The organism is Waterburya agarophytonicola KI4, from assembly GCF_020640915.1.
Taxonomy (GTDB): domain Bacteria; phylum Cyanobacteriota; class Cyanobacteriia; order Cyanobacteriales; family Xenococcaceae; genus Waterburya; species Waterburya agarophytonicola.
Window position 1 is genome coordinate 1 of the sequence record NZ_JADWDC010000011.1, and the last position, 15,898, is coordinate 15,898.

Sequence of the window (15,898 nt, forward strand, 5' to 3'; positions counted from 1 at the left end):
GACTGAATTACCGAAGAAAAACAACGATTTCTTCGTAGTTATGCAAGAGGTCTAAGGTTAAGTTAATCAGCTACGTTAAGTTATTTCAGTGTATTTAACTACCTAGTGATGAAATATACCCTGACAATTACATACCTCAAGAACAAAGGGGAAAAGATATCTATTCAATACCTTTTGCCCTTTGTTCCATCCTTCATAGATCGACTTAATCGTTAAACGAAAAGAAGAGGTTAACAGTTACTTTGTTAACCTCTTCTGATCTAAATATTCGTCAGCTTATAGCTTTGTCTTAACGAGTCGCCTCAACCAACACTTGCTGCTGTACGGAAGAAACTTGCGTTTTACCGTCTTCATCAATGTCAACTAAAGCATTGTCGCCATCATCAATACGACCAGAGAGAATAGCTTCGGCTAAACTATCTTCTAGAAGACGCATAATAGCCCGACGTAAAGGTCTTGCACCATAGCTAGGATCGAATCCTTCGTCAATTACCTTGTCTTCAAATGCGGTAGTTACCCCTAGGGTAATTTCGCGCTGTGTTTTCAAAGTATCAGACACTTCCTGAAGCAAAATAGTCGCAATTTGTCTGACTTCAGGCTTAGTCAGTTGACGGAAGACAATAATTTCATCCAGACGGTTGATAAATTCAGGACGGAAATAGTTTTTCAATTCCTGATTAACTAACTCTTTGATGCGATTATACTGCGCTTCGTCTTTGTCTCCTGAGAACTCGAAACCTAAGCCACTACCACCTTTTTCGATTACTTTTGAACCGATATTGGAGGTCATGATAATAATAGTATTTTTAAAGCTAACAGTGCGTCCTTGGGCATCTGTCAGGCGACCATCATCAAGCATTTGCAGCATGATGTTGAAGACATCGGGATGAGCTTTTTCTATCTCATCAAACAAGACAATACAATAAGGTTGACGGCGTACTGCTTCGGTTAGTTGTCCGCCTTCATCGTAGCCAACAAAGCCTGGAGGAGATCCGATTAATTTAGATATAGTATGGGACTCCATGTATTCCGACATATCGACTCTAACAATGGCTTCTTCCGAACCAAACATTTCAGTTGCAAGTGCTTTTGCCAGTTCAGTTTTACCTACTCCAGTAGGGCCAGAAAAGAACATACTAGCGATAGGACGATCTCGATCGCCTAATCCAGAACGAGAACGGCGTAATGCTCTAGAAACCGCCTTAACAGCGTCATCTTGACCGATGACCCGCTCGTGAAGATTGTCTTCGAGGTACATTAAGGCTTCAGACTCGGTTTCGGTCATTTTAGTTACGGGTACACCAGTCCAAGCTGCTACAATACGAGCGATCGCTTCTTCATCAACCACGGGAGTTAGAGCTTCGGGGTTAATTGTCGCGACATCGGTTTGGTTTTCTTCTTTACTGTTCAAGCAGTGGTTTAAATGAGTGCGAGAACCAGCTTCATCAATTAAGTCAATTGCTTTGTCGGGTAAAAAGCGATCGGTAATATATCTTTCGGAAAATGTTACCGCAGTTTCAATTGCTTCGTCGGTATATTTGACCTTGTGGAAATCTTCGTAAGTCTTGCGTAGCCCTTGAAGAATTTTAATCGCATCTTCGACAGAAGGTTCGCCTACCATGACTTTTTGGAAACGACGTTCTAAAGCAGCATCGCGCTCGATATATTGACGATATTCATCTAGGGTAGTACTACCGAGACACTGAATTTCACCTCTAGCCAAGGCTGGTTTGAGCATATTGGCAGCATCCATTGCCCCACCCATCGCACCAGCACCAACAATAGTATGAATTTCGTCGATTACTAGAATGATATCGCCCGAAGCGCGGACTTCCTCCACAATAGACTTAAGACGTTCTTCAAATTCTCCTCTAAACTTAGTTCCTGCAAGCAGTGAACCCATATCGAGGCTAATTACTTCTTTATCCGCTAATAAAGAAGAAACTTCGTTGTTAACGATGCGTTGGGCTAATCCTTCGGCGATCGCAGTTTTCCCAACCCCTGGTTCTCCAACTAAAATTGGGTTGTTTTTAGTTCTTCTACCCAATATTTGAACTGCTCGTTCGATTTCTGGGAATCTACCTACAACAGGGTCTAGTTTACCTTCTCTAGCTAATTGTGTCAGATTAATACTAAATTCGGCTAGCTTAGTTTTTTTCTCTTTACCACCACCAAACCCAAAAGGATTTTCTTTACTAGCTGCTGCTGCAACTACTTCAGCTTCTCCCAACTTCTTGATTAAGTCAGTTCTCAATTGTCTGAGATCTATACCCTGTTCGGTTAATAGTCTGGCTGCCATGTTATCGGCTTGTTTGACAATGGCTAGCAGAATATGTTCTGGGCTGATAAAATTGCTTTTGAGTTGACGAGCTTCATTAAAAGCTTGTTCGAGAATTCTTTTCGCCTTGGGAGTGAAAGGTATGTTGGCAGGAATAAATCCCGAGCCTTTGCCTACAACCTCTAAAGCCAGATTTCTAGTTTTATCTAGCTCGACACCCAAGTTATCTAAGATATCTGCTGCTGTTGACGAACCCTCCCCTATTACCCCCAATAAAATGTGTTCTGTACCAACGAGATTATGTCCCGTGTTTCTAGCTTCTTCTTGAGCTAGGACAACGTTTTTAATAGCTTTTTCGTTGAAGTATTCAAACATTGTTTAAAAAACTCCTTGTATTGTTAATATTTCTTTATCTTGTATATCCAATTTATCGCTTTTAGTTAAGTTAATGCAGTGGTAAAACCCGTAATTTTTACTAGCATTTGTCTAAAAATCTTTGTAATATTCAAAACTATTTTAAACTACATTATATGATTGACGAAGGGTATATCAAATATCAATGTCATTGGAACAATATTTCAGCGATCGCCCAAGCCGATATTATCGAGTTAAATCAATGGCGTAGCAAGCTTTATAATCTCGGTTTAATCGGAGAATATGACAACGGTATTGGCTTTGGCAATCTTAGTATTCGTATTCCACAATCTGAGCATCTCATTATTTCAGGCACACAAACAGGAGGAATCCCCGAACTCACAGCCGAACACTATACCAAAGTTACGGACTTTGATTGGTACAAAAACTATGTAACTTGCCAAGGATTGATTAAGGCTTCTTCTGAGACTCTAACCCACGGTGCGATTTATGTAGCCCAAGCTGATGTTAATGCGGTGATTCATGTTCATCATGGTAAACTGTGGCGCAAATTAATAGATCGAGTCCCGACAACCAATCCTAATTGTGCTTACGGTACGCCAGAGATGGCGGAGGATATTGTCAGGCTATGCCAAGAATTGCAGCCTCAAACCAAAAAAATTATTGTCATGAGCGGACATGAAGAGGGCATACTAACTTTTGGTCAGACTTTGGAAGAAGCAGGAAATATCTTGCTCGACGTTTTGCACCCATCTTAAAGAGATATTTCCATTTCCCCCATCAGTTAAGTAAGTCCTACTTCGTACTTAATTTATGCCCTTCAATCTTAACTTCGTGTTCCCTAAGACACCTCAACCAGCCATGAAGACGACGAATAGCATCTTTGTTTTTTAACAAACCCGATTTTTGTTCTTTTTTGGTCAAGCGAACAAACTGTTTGTAACTCGGGTAGTCTGGAGCGACTAGAGCATCTTTTTGATGGAGAATTAGAGGGTTGGTTTCATCAGAAATATCGTGATAGGTAACAGATAAATTGTGCAGATCTACTTCCATGGTTGCCCGAAGGGTAGGATGAGCTTGAGTGTCGAATTCAGGATATACCAAGTAAGTTATTTTGGGCTTGTGATAGTAAAGCTTAATAATATTGGCATTCTCCAAACGATAGAAATTACGACTAGCACAACCTTCATATAGTCGTAATAAGGGCGGTAGTTTTTCTAAAGCACTGACATGAACGGCGATCGCATCGTTGAGATGTTTGCCCACCTTACTTTCTCGACACAGTTGGGCAATTTTGTTCATATCCCCTACCTGGAGTAGCAATAAGTCTGCAACAGTACAGGCTTGCTTGTAGCTGCCAAACAAAGCTTTAACGTCTGCTTTAATTTCAGGTGCGAGTTTCCGAATCGTGGGACGACCGCTAAATTTACCTAAAGCTAAGTATACTAAGAGATCTTCACGGCGTTTATCGACGATCGCATCCCATTCATCTCGATCTGTTGCTTGTAAGACTAGTTTAAATGCTCGCTGATAGCTGCGAAACTCGGCTTTAATTTCTGCTTCAGTTGCTAATTCTCCTTTCACTGGCAAACGCCCCCGTTTAGTATAAAAATCCATTAAGGGAGTTAGCAAATCTTGATAATCCTCAAAATTTCTAACTTGGGCTTGAATTCGGGGGGTAATTAGGCTGGAATACAAGCGAGAAGCGCGAAAAGATTCCGCTTCAGCCTCGTGACGAAAGACGACATACATTCCCAACCCTGCGGGAATCGAATCAACTTCTAATACTTGGTCGATATATAATTTTAATTCTTCTTGCTCGTAATATTTTTGAAAAGTATTGCGATTGGTGACAATACCATCTCCGTAGGCTATCAAACCGCGACGGCGATCGTCTACTAATACTTGAGCCGAAACAATCAAAACTTTTTGAGTTAATTCCCAAGCGTCGATCAAAGTTTGTCTGCGTTCGACTAAATCTTCAATGACGTTGATAATATAGCCCAGGTTGACAATATCAGCGGATTCGAGCTTGGCATCGGGACGATAAAAAGGATCCCAACCAGCACTACGATAACCTGCTTCTCCAATACATCTAACATCTTCTCCATGACCGCATCCATAGTCAAAGAAACTATCTCTATCTTTAAAGATACCCGCCTCTAGGGCGACTCTAACAGGACGAGATAATTCCGAACGTTTTAAAGCTGCTTTGTGTCGTTCGATTAAAACCGTTGATTTTTTGGCGAGGGAAGAATCAACAGGACAAGCCGTATGGTGATCTTCAAAGGATATTCCCTGTTGTAACAATAAACGAGTCCATTCTTGTAGAGTACCAATATGACGGGAATTATCCAATAAACCCAAGGCTACTTCTTCTTGAGTCAATTGGGCGAAAGTTTCGTAGAGGGGATAATCGGGACTAACAAAGGTTTCTTTGCGATGAAGAATGGGCGGATTGTGGGAATTATGATATTGTCGCACGGAAACTTGTTCTTCAATTAGATCGACCACAATACTTTGATGAAGTTGAGGATGAGGATCGCGATCGAAGTCGGGGTAGTATAAATAAGAAATCTTGGGGCGATCGATGCTAAATTTGACAATTGTCGCGCGAGCGGTGTTGTCTACTAGTTTTCTGGCTTGACGCTCGTAGTCTCTAAGTATATGGTCGAGATGTGTTAAAGCATCAGTATGAACGTATAAAGCGTTGGGTAAATGTTTGCCCACCGTACTATTTTCACAACTAGAGACAATTTCGGAGAATTTTTCGAGAGTTACCATCGTATATATAGTGTTAGTCAATAGAAGTTAACGACCGATAAAAAGAGTGATAGCCTGACACTGACCTGATTTTCAAATTTCTAATAGCATTTAAGTTTATAACCAGATTCCAACAATGAAGCTTTATCATATTGGTTTTAGTAAGTCAGATTTTGGTGTTGACCCCCCCGATACAGTACTGTTGTCTGGAGAACCAGAGCGATCGCAATACATTGCCCGTACTTATTTACAAAACGTCAAGCTTCTTTCAAAATACCGAGGTTTAGATAGTTATTTAGGTAATTTGCCTTGCGGTAAGCCCATCTTAGTCGCTACTAGTGGAATGGGTGCTAGTTCTTTAAGTATTGTAGTAAATGAGTTGGTGCAAGTTGGAATCAAACGGTTTATCAGAATTGGCACTTGTGGTTCAATTCAGCCTAATGTCGGTGTTGGTAGCATTGTTGTATCTCAAGCAGCCCTGACTCGTCAAGGTGCAGCTTTAGACATCGCACCTCCTGAATATCCCGCCGTTGCCGATCCTTATTTAACAGTAGCTTTGGTAGAAACTGCTCGTAAATTAAAGATCCCTTGTCATTTGGGTATTACCGCCTCGGTAGATACCTTTTATGAAGGACAAGAAAGAACAGAATCTTCGGCTAATACTCATCTCCAACCTTGGTTAAAAGGCATTACTGCTAGCTATCGCCAACTCAATATTTTGAATTACGAAATGGAAGCAGGTACTCTTTTAAAGATGGCTGGAGTTTATGGTTTTGCTGCTGCTTGTGTCTGTGCTGTAGTCGCACAACGCACGGTGAGTGAAACTATAGTTATTGCCGATAAAGATGATACTGTCAATAAAGCCATTAAAGTAGCGGTTAAAAGCATCTCTTAAGGTACTGAAGAATTGGGTTGGGGTTGTTCGATAGTAGTACGGGTAGATAGCTGCTGTACCTGGGAATTTTCGCCCAAAGAACGTTTTGCCATGACTTCTATTTCTACTTCCAATCCTGGTTTGAGATGTTCGGGAGGAATAGGCAATTTACCTAACTGTAAAGTAAATAAATTTCCCTTTTGAGCGATCGCTTCGGAGGGGATCGAACCTTCAAATTTAGTTTTGTAGATCGTGCTACTACCACCAAAAAAGTTTTTATCCTCTGATTTTTCTCCTACCCGATATTTGAGGGAAAAATCAGTACCAACTAGATTAGATTGCTCTGCTTCATCAAAGATATCTAGCTCTAAACCCAATCCCTGTCCGAACAAACCATCGATAGTGAGGTCGTCTACTTCCTTCTTCCGCACCGCATTAAAGACAAATAACTCACTGACATTGTCTCGTTTTACGGTTTTGGTTTCCAGCCAAAGATCTTCGGGTAAAAAGATGCTAGCTTCATCTTCTCCCTTGAGACTGAGAGTGATTTGCTTATCGTCAAAATTTTCTACTGGCTGGGGAGCATCCCAAACTACTAAGACAGAATGCTCGTGACGAGCGACTAATTCTTTGTATTTGCTAGCAATAATCGAACCAGGAGCAAATAAAGAAGTTGCATCATCTTTAATTTGCCAGATATTTCTCGATAGAGTGAAACCCCGACCTTTTAATTCACTAATTGGCGCGGTGACTTCTGGTAAATCTGGCGCGAGGGTTTTATCTAGATTAATTAAAGTCAGAATGCCGTCTTTACCATCCCTACCTTTTCTTCCAGTTCTCCCTTTTCTGCCAGAATAACCATCGGTACACTGAAATTCTTGGGTGGTACAGCTATAGTCGGGACTACCAGGATCGCCAAAACAAGTTTCTTCATTCCAATAAGGGCGATCGCATTCACAACCTTCTCCCCCTTCTCCTGCTTTTCCTGGTGCGCCTCCTGCACCTCCCGCAGCAATCACATGAATCTGCTTGAGATGTTCCTTCTCAGTAGTATAAACGGTCAAAGAACCGCCATTTCCACCAATTCCTCCATCTCCTCCATCTCCTCCGCTACCGCCGTCAGCACCCCGCAAATCTTTGCCAACATTTTTAGTAGATTGGCGATCGCAAAAGGCATCGTATCCTTCTACTCCCTGTTGTCCTGGCGCACCATTACCACCACTTAGATCTAAAGTCATCGGAGATCCATCAGCAAAGACTGTCAGGTTATCGCTGTTGCGTCCATTAACTCCTTTTTCTCCCGCTTCTCCACTATCTCCAGATTCCCCTAAGGGTTTGTTGTCTGCTGCTAGTACAGAAGAACATAACCAGGGTTGAGAAGTAGATGCAGAGGGAATCAATTGTGGCAAGGCTAAGACTGCTATAAATAGCGATACCTTACTTATAAAACGTACTTGCATAGTCAACAAAAACTATTTGCTCGCATTTTCGTTATGTGTGTTTTCTGTGTATCGCACATTTTTAACGAAATGTCATTATTTTTTTAGCTTTTATTAACTAAATTTAATTATTTGAGATATAATTTACTGCTTTTTGGGGTTTAATTAAAAATAAAATTAAAAACAAATTAAAAAGAGAGTAGGGAGTATGAAACGACTACTCCATTACTCTAATTGACCTTGTGCTGCAAAGTTTTAAACGTGAGCCAATAATTGGTCTGCTTGCTTGGCTGTTTCAAAGAAATAGCGGACATTGTCTTCAGGAGTACCAACCAAAACACCGTGTCCCAAGTTGAGGATGTGTCCTTGGTTGCCTGCTTTGCGGATTGTGTCTAAAATGCGATCGCGAATCATTTCATGAGAACCAAAGAGGATACCAGGGTCGAGATTACCCTGTACTTTCATATCCTTACCCAGTCTCTGTCTGGCTTCTGCCATGTCTACCGTCCAGTCTACATTAATAATATCTGCACCAGAAGGAGTCATACGTTCTAATAAACCCGCACTACCGCTGACTAACAAAATCAAGGGAGTATCTGGGTGAGTCTCTTTTACTTTGCGGAATACTTGTTGTTGGTAGGGTAGAGCAAAAGTTTCATAGTCTTGGGGACATAGTTGACCAGCCCAAGAATCAAACATTTGTAACGCTTGCGCGCCACAGTCGATTTGATAGCAAATATAAGTTGCGATCGCATCTGCTAATTTACTCAACAACTGATGCAAAATAGTAGGATCGGAAAAAGCCATGCCTTTAATGTTGGAATAGGTCTTAGAACCTTTCCCTTCTACTGCATAGGCTGCTAATGTCCAAGGCGCACCGACAAAACCTAATACGGTGGATTTGTTGCCCACTTCCGAGCGCAAACTTTGTAAAATAGGCTTGATGAAAGGCAATGATTCCCCAGGTTCTAAACCATGTAGTTCGTCCACTTGCTTTTGGGTGCGGATAGGAGAAGCTATGATTGGACCTTTTCCTTCAGCAATATCCATTTCGATACCCAACCCAGGGAGGGGAGTAACGATGTCAGAAAACATAATTACGCCATCTGGTTGAAAAGCCTTCCAAGGTTGCAAGGAGATTTCAATGGCAACTTCAGGAATTTCCGAACGTTCGCGAAAACTGGGATATTTTTCTCTAATATCGCGATACGCTTTCATATATCTACCAGCTTGACGCATCATCCATACAGGAGGACGCTCCAAAACTTCACCGCGAGCTGCTCTTAACAATAACGGAGTTTCATTAACCTCGCTCATTTTATTATTTCCTTTTTAATATTTTTTTTAGTGCAACTGTAAGCTTACCATTGCACAAGGGTTAGATCGCCCCAGATGATTGTATAATTATGTGAAGTTTGGACTGGGAATTATCTGCTTAAATACCAGTGATTTATTTGTTGCGAGCTATCCTCAAGCAAAGACTTTACAAGCAGAAAGATGAGTTAAAGAACATACTACCTTTTCTAGTTCTCTGCTGGAATAAGGTGTCTTTAAAAAGGTATTATAATCTAAGTTTTTGATAGCTCGAAGGACAAAAGAATTACCAGTAACCACTATCGGAATATCACGAGTTAGCCAATCTGACCGTAGAAGAGTGATTAGGCTCGAACAATTTTCTTCTAGGGATTTGTTAAGCTCTAAAATAATTAAATTGGGCTGATTTTGTTGTATCCAAGATAGAACAATTTTATTTTGTTTTTGAGAAATGTAGACTTTATTAAACAGAGTTAAAATTAAAGAGTCAGACCCTATTTTAACTATTTTTTCTTGGACTATTAAGATCGTAGGAAAGGTACTATCACCAATTGTGTGGGGGTTCATACTAGCCTTTGGCATATACCAAAAGTATTATAAAATTCCATGCTTCAAAAACAGTGTAACGTCAATCTGTCCATAGAAAAAATAATAATTATTGTTATTATAATCTTTTAAAATAATTAAAATTAAGATAATAATTTATACATTTCTTAATTATTATCTTAATTATTAATTGGCACGATTGAGGGATCGATAATCAAAATATTACTGAAAAGTTGCGATCGCTCTATAACAATCCAAAATAACCTTTGATTCAACCTGAAGAGTATGTCAGGATATTCATGGAGAGGTTTATCTGGAGAATTGACTTATGGTTAATGTAGCTGTGATTGATTACGATATGGGCAATTTACACTCTGCCTGTAAGGGTTTAGAGAAAGCTGGTGCAGTACCTAAAATTACTTATTCTCCTGAAGAAATACTGTCGGCTGATGCAGTCGTACTGCCAGGAGTAGGCGCATTCGATCCCGCCATGAGACATATTGGAGAAAGAAATTTAGAACCAGTAATTAAAAAAGCGATCGCATCGGGTAAACCTTTCTTAGGTATTTGTGTCGGGCTACAACTTCTATTCGACGGATCCGAAGAAGGTACAGAAAGAGGCTTAGGGATTATACCAGGGATGGTCAAGCGTTTTAGAAGCGAACCAAATATTACCATTCCTCAAATGGGATGGAATCAACTAGAGTTAATCAAAACTCAACATTTCTTGTGGCAAAATATCCCTGCCGATCCTTATCTTTACTTCGTTCATTCTTTTTATGTCGATCCAATAGATAAAGATATGATTGCAGCTACGGTAACTCATGGTACACAAACAGTTACTGCTGCGATCGCAAACGACAACTTAATGGCGGTACAATTTCACCCTGAAAAATCTTCCGATAACGGATTACAAATATTATCCAATTTTGTTACTTTAGTAGAAAATTCTCGATTGATAGCGAAGTAATTAATTATTGAAAATTAATTATTGAATTATTTATTTATTTCCCAAAAAAGTGACGTTCTAAATCTTGGCTTCGATCATCTCGCACAATGAAATATCAAGGATTATTTGTTGGTTTAACTACCTTGGATTGCATTTACTTAAGTAGTTACTATCTTCAACCAAACCAAAAAATAGTAGCCCAAGACTACTTGACCGCAGCAGGAGGTCCAGCTACCAATGCAGCAGTTGCATTTAGCTATTTTGGAAATGCGAGTAAATTATTAACTGTTCTCGGACAACATTCTTTAAATAATTTAATTAGGGGCGATTTAGATCGCTATGAGATCGAGATATTAGATTTGATTCCCCAGCAGTCAGTTAGTCCTCCCGTATCTTCTATAATCGTTTATGCTGAAACAGGGGAAAGATCCATAATCTCTATTAATGCTCTAAAATCCCAAGCAAAGCGATCGCAAATACCTCAAAATATTCTCAAGGGAATACATATCATCCTTATAGATGGACATCAAATAGATGCAAGTTTGGCATTAGCTAAAATAGCCAAAGATCGACAAATTCCTGTAGTTATCGATGCAGGAAGTTGGAAACCTGGACTGGAGACGGTGCTTCGGGAAGTTGATTATGCTATTTGTTCGGATAACTTTCATCCTCCTGAATGCAATAATACAAAAGAAGTGTTTGATTTTTTACAAACACAAGGAATTAAGCAGATAGCCATTACTCAAGGGAAACAACCCATTCAATATCTTGAGAAAGGTAAAATACACACCATGCCCGTACCTACTATTAAAGCAATAGATACTTTAGGCGCAGGGGATATCTTTCATGGTGCTTTCTGCAACTATATTTTGCAAAAAGATTTCGCTACTGCTTTAAAGAATGCAGCAGTAACAGCTAGTAAATCTTGTCAATACTTCGGGACTAGAGAATGGTTGACTAGACCTTTGAGATAACTATGATAGTTATTAAGTAGTCGTGCAAAATTAATTTGATAGTTATTTTGATGAATAAAAGAAACTAAGACTCTATCGGAAGAGTAAAGTGAAACTCACTTCCTTTATTTTCTCCTCGACTTGTTGCCCAAATTTCTCCCCCCATATTTTGAATAATTCGGCGACAAATTATTAACCCCAAACCCGCGCCGTTAACTGTGCGACGCAAATAACCTTCTGACTGAGAAAAGCGATCGAAGATAGTTTCTAGTCGATCGCGATCGATACCACGTCCGCTATCAGCCACAATAATCTCTAGCATCGGGCTACCATCATTATCTTTTAGATCCTGAATCTGAGCGGTAATCATAATTTTGCCGTCAGCAGGAGTAAACTTACGGCCATTATCCAAGAGCTTGGAAAAAACTTCTACCAATCCATCTATATCAGCTAATACAGAAGGTAACTTAGTAGGGAAATCGACTCTAATTTCTGGCAAAACTCCTATTTGAGCATTAGTCTTAAGACGACGTAGAACTAAATTCAGAGCATAGTCGATAGTCAGAGGTTCAATATTGCGTATATTGGAATAGACTTTACCTGCTTCTAAATTAGAAAGAGTCAGAAAATTTTGAATCAATTGTCCCAATCTTTCCGTATCCCCTAAGGCTGTCTCCAGCATAATATTTTTAAGCTCTAGAGGAATATCGGGTTCGGTTGACAAACTTTCTAGACACACTCGAATTGTTGAGAGGGGAGTACGCAACTCATGTCCCACGATCGCAATCAAATTACTCTGAACTCGCTCTATTGCTTCCAATTTAAGATTTAATTGTACAAGATGGGTATAGGCATTAGCTTGAGTTAAAGCTGCTCCCGCACTAGTAGAAACAGCTTCTACCAAGGCAATATCGTCGGACTTCCACGGAAAGTTTTTGTTTCCTCCATAGTGAAGCTCTAGCATTCCTAATAACTTTCCTTGATAGCGAATAGAAACCATCAACCAAGAGTGTATTCTCCCACGAGCAATTTTGTCTTTAACGATGGGATTTTCAGTTAAATAAGAATTACTTGCAACATCTTCAATTGCCAAAGTGGACTTTTGTGCTTGAGCGGCAATGAATAAGGGATTCTCCGCGATCGACCACATTTGACCGACTAGAGAATTCAGGAATAGAGGTTTAGATTCATATTCGATTTGTACTGCTGTATCGTCGGGATCTACAGGATATAAAATACAGCGACAGTTGGGAAATAGTTGACCTAATTCTTTGACAGTTGTTTTCAAGATTTCTTGAGGATTTAACGAGCTACGTTGGGCGGATGCTATCTTATTAACCAAAGACTCTTTACGCTCGGCAGTGGCGATCGCTTTATAAGCTTTGAGTAGTTTATATTGACTAGACTGCAAATATGTAACCAAACGTTGGGCAAAAATATCTAAATCGACAGGTTGATTTGTTACCAAGGGTTTACTATTAACACCCCGTCTCAACTTAAATAACTCTCTAGTTTCTCTGGTTTTTGCGGTTAATTCAGGACGATAGTTAGCAATTATACCCAATAGCCAATCAGCAGCAGTATACGCCACGTTGCGATCAAAACTCCAAATACCCTCAAATCTTGACCCTTCTTCCAGTCCATAGCTAATATCTTGTAAGTCTGTTACAGCAAGTTTTTCCCTCACTGCCAGACAAGCTGAATAGTGTTGTCCGATAATGACTAAATATCTTTCCCCCGCTAGGGTGTCAGTAGGCTTAGTTGGAATAGTTGCGTAATCAGCATCAGCCACAGCAAAACTAGAATTTAGTTCGGGGACTCCTAAAATATAAACATGATTGCCTTTGCTCGCCATCGTTTGAAAACGACTTTCCTGCTGTCGAAATAATTTTTCCTGCTGAAAGTTGGCTATAACTATATATGGATTATTATCTGCCAATACTAAATCTTGTATCGCAAGAGATAGGGCAATCAAAGATGATTTGAAATATATTTGGGGACGAAGATTGGCATATTCTGTCACTAAGTCCCTTAGTAGGGAATTAGTCAGATCCATTGTGTGCTTCGATATAATTTACAGTTAAGAATCTTCTATTTTGAATCATTTGAATGCGATCGTAGACGTTCTAACTATTGCTAGAAGTCTCCAGTTTGTTTCTTCTGCTATCTTCAAGCTCAATCTCATTCACTATCTTAGGTAAAATCGCTCTACTTAAGTTTGCTTGTTCTATTAAAGCTTTATTTAGGTTGGTATCGATCAAATTAGCCGAGCTTAGGTTTGCACCAGTAAAGATTGTCCGATTGAGATTTGCTCCTTCTAAGTTGGCAGATTGCAAATCAGCATAACTAAGATTTGCTCCTGAGAGATCCGCGTATCTTAGATCTGCTCCAGAAAGATTTATCAAACGGAGATCGGCATTGTCCAAAAAAGATCTATATAAGTTAGCTTGTTGGAAATTAGCGCGAATTAGTAAAGCATTGCTGAGCCTAGCTTTCACTAGGCTAGCGTAGCGCAAGTCCGCACGCCACAGATTTGCTCCAGAAAGGTTACTTTCGTCTAAATGAGCTTTGGTTAGAATCGAACGACCTAAATTGGCTTCAGCAAGATATGCTCGCCAGAATTTGATATCAGCTAAATTGACATCAATTAATGCGGCTCTAGTTAAATTGACCTTGCTGAAATCTCGCTTTCCCGATTTATAGCTCGTCAAAAGTTGAGTCGCACCAATCATTTTGGTCTTAAATTGATGTGGATGCAAATAAAACATTTAATCCAAGGTTAAGAAATTTCTAGCTTACAGAAATGGCAGTAAATACCGAGCCAGCAGTGACTAAAAATGCGATCGCACCCCAAACTATGTAACTCTTTTGTTCTTTAGTAGTAGGAGCTTCTGCATAATACATTTGAGGCTCTTTAGCGAAATTATTGATGATGCCGTTTTCGTCTGAGATAGTAGTCATATATTTAATTAATTTGTATTCTTGTTAACTTATGTTAACTATCATAGCAAACAATGTAACAAAGTGTTAACTTTACTTGACATTGTTTTTTGCGATCGCTACATTACCTATTACTTACGAGCAGTTAAATCCACTGCTCCTAAACAGTCTAAGTACTGCGATCCTCTAACTATTTACCACTAGATTATTGCGGTGCATTACCGTATCTACACTGTCATAACCCAAGATGCGGGCAATTTCAGTAGAATGATGTCCTTTGATTTGGTTAATTTCGCTGCTGTTGTAATTAACCAAACCTCGACCTAATTCTATACCTGCTTCATCGCACAACCGCACGGCATCAGAAGTAGAAAACTCCCCTTCAACGGATATTATTCCTGCGGGTAATAAAGACTTTCCTTTTTGGGTGACTGCTTTGACAGCCCCTCCATCCAGGTATAATGTTCCCGCAGGAACTAAACCATAAGAAATCCAACGTTTGCGCGCATTATCGCTTTTTGGTTGGGCTTCAAATTGCGTTCCGAAATCTTCTCCCTCAAGGATTTTCAGGATATTCTGGGGATGTTTGCCTTGAGTAATAACCGTTCTGACTCCCGTACTGGTGGCAATACGGGCTGCGGATAGTTTGGTAGCCATACCTCCCGTACCCCATTGCGAACCACTAGAACCTGCATCCACTTGTAAGCGATCAAATTCGTCAGTACTAACTAATTTAATTGGTCGAGCATTGGGTACGGTTTTGGGATCGGCAGAATACATTCGATCTACATCCGTCAGGAGAAATAACCAGTCTGCTTCTATTAAACTAGCTACTAGTGCAGAGAGAGTATCATTGTCGCCAAACTTAAGTTCGTCCACGGCAATAGTATCGTTTTCGTTGACAATGGGAATTACACCCAAATCCAACAATTCTTGAAAAGTATTAGAAGCATTAACATAAGTATTGCGTTCGACTAATTCGCGACGAGTTAAGAGAATTTGGGCGATCGCTTGTTGCAGATTGCTAAACATATCATCATAAATGCGCATCAAACGTCCTTGTCCCACGGCAGCTACGGCTTGTTTGAGAGCCATTTTGCGGGGTCTTTCGGTCAAATTGAGTCTGGCACATCCGACTCCTACCGCACCAGAGGAAACCAGTACTATGCGATGTCCCGCAGATCGCAGACAGCATAGTGTTTCTACTAAGGAAGCAATGGTGGCGATCGCAATCTGTCCAGTTGCTTGGGTCAAACTGGAAGTACCAATCTTTACTACTATGGTTTGAGGCTTGTTGCTCATTACTCTAGACAAAAACTATAAATAAAATGATTAAATTGCATTAATAAAATTCTCTTAAGACAAATTGAAAGAGATTGATGGTTTATGCTACCAATAAGAATCAAAAATGAAATCATAATAAAAATTAGATAGAAGTTTTTTGCTTAATTTTTAAATTATTATCAT

General features: G+C 39.8%; 13 protein-coding genes. 4 read left to right on the forward strand and 9 right to left on the reverse strand.

Annotated elements, in window-relative coordinates:
* Positions 1-289: 289 nt before the first annotated feature.
* A complete protein-coding gene (locus I4641_RS06430) occupies positions 290-2,653 on the reverse strand; it encodes an ATP-dependent Clp protease ATP-binding subunit (RefSeq protein ID WP_229639652.1) in 2,364 nt (787 codons plus the stop codon).
* A 155-nt stretch (positions 2,654-2,808) separates the two neighbouring features.
* Here I4641_RS06430 and I4641_RS06435 point away from each other — a divergent pair, with 155 nt between their 5' ends.
* The gene (locus I4641_RS06435; RefSeq protein WP_229639653.1) at positions 2,809-3,411 is read left to right on the forward strand and encodes a class II aldolase/adducin family protein; all 603 of its coding nucleotides are present in this window, start codon (positions 2,809-2,811) and stop codon (positions 3,409-3,411) included.
* Positions 3,412-3,448: 37 nt separating this feature from the next.
* Here I4641_RS06435 and I4641_RS06440 read toward each other — a convergent pair whose 3' ends face one another.
* On the reverse strand, positions 3,449-5,437 hold the full coding sequence (locus I4641_RS06440) for a DNA phosphorothioation-associated putative methyltransferase (protein WP_229639654.1): 1,989 nt from the start codon (positions 5,435-5,437) through the stop codon (positions 3,449-3,451).
* A gap of 115 nt (positions 5,438-5,552) precedes the next feature.
* Here I4641_RS06440 and I4641_RS06445 point away from each other — a divergent pair, with 115 nt between their 5' ends.
* Positions 5,553-6,311 carry a nucleoside phosphorylase gene (locus I4641_RS06445; protein ID WP_229639655.1) on the forward strand — a complete coding sequence of 253 codons (759 nt, stop codon included), beginning with the start codon at positions 5,553-5,555 and terminating at the stop codon, positions 6,309-6,311.
* Here I4641_RS06445 and I4641_RS06450 read toward each other — a convergent pair.
* The 3 genes from I4641_RS06450 to I4641_RS06460 form a co-directional block, all read right to left on the reverse strand.
* A complete protein-coding gene (locus I4641_RS06450) occupies positions 6,308-7,750 on the reverse strand; it encodes a collagen-like protein (RefSeq protein ID WP_229639656.1) in 1,443 nt (480 codons plus the stop codon). The genes I4641_RS06445 and I4641_RS06450 overlap by 4 nt on opposite strands.
* A 234-nt stretch (positions 7,751-7,984) precedes the next feature.
* Positions 7,985-9,046, reverse strand: coding sequence for a uroporphyrinogen decarboxylase (gene hemE / locus I4641_RS06455; protein ID WP_229639657.1), 1,062 nt, complete (start codon positions 9,044-9,046; stop codon positions 7,985-7,987).
* Between the two features lie 153 nt (positions 9,047-9,199).
* Positions 9,200-9,610 (reverse strand): response regulator, encoded by a 411-nt coding sequence (locus tag I4641_RS06460; protein ID WP_229639658.1) that lies wholly within the window; start codon positions 9,608-9,610, stop codon positions 9,200-9,202.
* 307 nt (positions 9,611-9,917) lie between these two features.
* Between I4641_RS06460 and hisH the strand changes: the two genes are divergently transcribed.
* Both hisH and I4641_RS06470 read left to right on the forward strand, forming a co-directional pair.
* The gene (hisH, locus tag I4641_RS06465; protein ID WP_229639659.1) at positions 9,918-10,559 is read left to right on the forward strand and encodes an imidazole glycerol phosphate synthase subunit HisH; all 642 of its coding nucleotides are present in this window, start codon (positions 9,918-9,920) and stop codon (positions 10,557-10,559) included.
* Between the two features lie 86 nt (positions 10,560-10,645).
* On the forward strand, positions 10,646-11,512 hold the full coding sequence (locus I4641_RS06470) for a sugar kinase (RefSeq protein WP_229639660.1): 867 nt from the start codon (positions 10,646-10,648) through the stop codon (positions 11,510-11,512).
* Positions 11,513-11,576: 64 nt separating this feature from the next.
* On the opposite strand, the gene I4641_RS06475 is transcribed toward I4641_RS06470, so the two are convergent.
* From I4641_RS06475 to proB, 4 genes are all read right to left on the reverse strand, one after another.
* The gene (locus I4641_RS06475) at positions 11,577-13,547 is read right to left on the reverse strand and encodes an ATP-binding protein (RefSeq protein WP_229639661.1); all 1,971 of its coding nucleotides are present in this window, start codon (positions 13,545-13,547) and stop codon (positions 11,577-11,579) included.
* Positions 13,548-13,617: 70 nt separating this feature from the next.
* A complete protein-coding gene (locus I4641_RS06480) occupies positions 13,618-14,223 on the reverse strand; it encodes a pentapeptide repeat-containing protein (RefSeq protein WP_229639662.1) in 606 nt (201 codons plus the stop codon).
* 58 nt (positions 14,224-14,281) lie between these two features.
* A complete protein-coding gene (gene psb34, locus I4641_RS06485) occupies positions 14,282-14,452 on the reverse strand; it encodes a photosystem II assembly protein Psb34 (protein WP_229639663.1) in 171 nt (56 codons plus the stop codon).
* 165 nt (positions 14,453-14,617) lie between these two features.
* On the reverse strand, positions 14,618-15,733 hold the full coding sequence (proB, locus tag I4641_RS06490; RefSeq protein WP_229639664.1) for a glutamate 5-kinase: 1,116 nt from the start codon (positions 15,731-15,733) through the stop codon (positions 14,618-14,620).
* Between the last annotated feature and the right edge of the window lie 165 nt (positions 15,734-15,898).

Excerpts from the sequence above, each read along its gene's own strand:
- I4641_RS06430 (WP_229639652.1), bottom strand. The coding sequence starts at position 2,653 with ATGTTTGAATACTTCAACGAAAAAGCTATTAAAAACGTTGTCCTAGCT.
- I4641_RS06435 (WP_229639653.1), top strand. The coding sequence starts at position 2,809 with ATGATTGACGAAGGGTATATCAAATATCAATGTCATTGGAACAATATT.
- I4641_RS06440 (WP_229639654.1), bottom strand. The coding sequence starts at position 5,437 with ATGGTAACTCTCGAAAAATTCTCCGAAATTGTCTCTAGTTGTGAAAAT.
- I4641_RS06445 (WP_229639655.1), top strand. The coding sequence starts at position 5,553 with ATGAAGCTTTATCATATTGGTTTTAGTAAGTCAGATTTTGGTGTTGAC.
- I4641_RS06450 (WP_229639656.1), bottom strand. The coding sequence starts at position 7,750 with ATGCAAGTACGTTTTATAAGTAAGGTATCGCTATTTATAGCAGTCTTA.
- hemE (WP_229639657.1), bottom strand. The coding sequence starts at position 9,046 with ATGAGCGAGGTTAATGAAACTCCGTTATTGTTAAGAGCAGCTCGCGGT.
- I4641_RS06460 (WP_229639658.1), bottom strand. The coding sequence starts at position 9,610 with ATGAACCCCCACACAATTGGTGATAGTACCTTTCCTACGATCTTAATA.
- hisH (WP_229639659.1), top strand. The coding sequence starts at position 9,918 with ATGGTTAATGTAGCTGTGATTGATTACGATATGGGCAATTTACACTCT.
- I4641_RS06470 (WP_229639660.1), top strand. The coding sequence starts at position 10,646 with ATGAAATATCAAGGATTATTTGTTGGTTTAACTACCTTGGATTGCATT.
- I4641_RS06475 (WP_229639661.1), bottom strand. The coding sequence starts at position 13,547 with ATGGATCTGACTAATTCCCTACTAAGGGACTTAGTGACAGAATATGCC.
- I4641_RS06480 (WP_229639662.1), bottom strand. The coding sequence starts at position 14,223 with ATGATTGGTGCGACTCAACTTTTGACGAGCTATAAATCGGGAAAGCGA.
- psb34 (WP_229639663.1), bottom strand. The coding sequence starts at position 14,452 with ATGACTACTATCTCAGACGAAAACGGCATCATCAATAATTTCGCTAAA.
- proB (WP_229639664.1), bottom strand. The coding sequence starts at position 15,733 with ATGAGCAACAAGCCTCAAACCATAGTAGTAAAGATTGGTACTTCCAGT.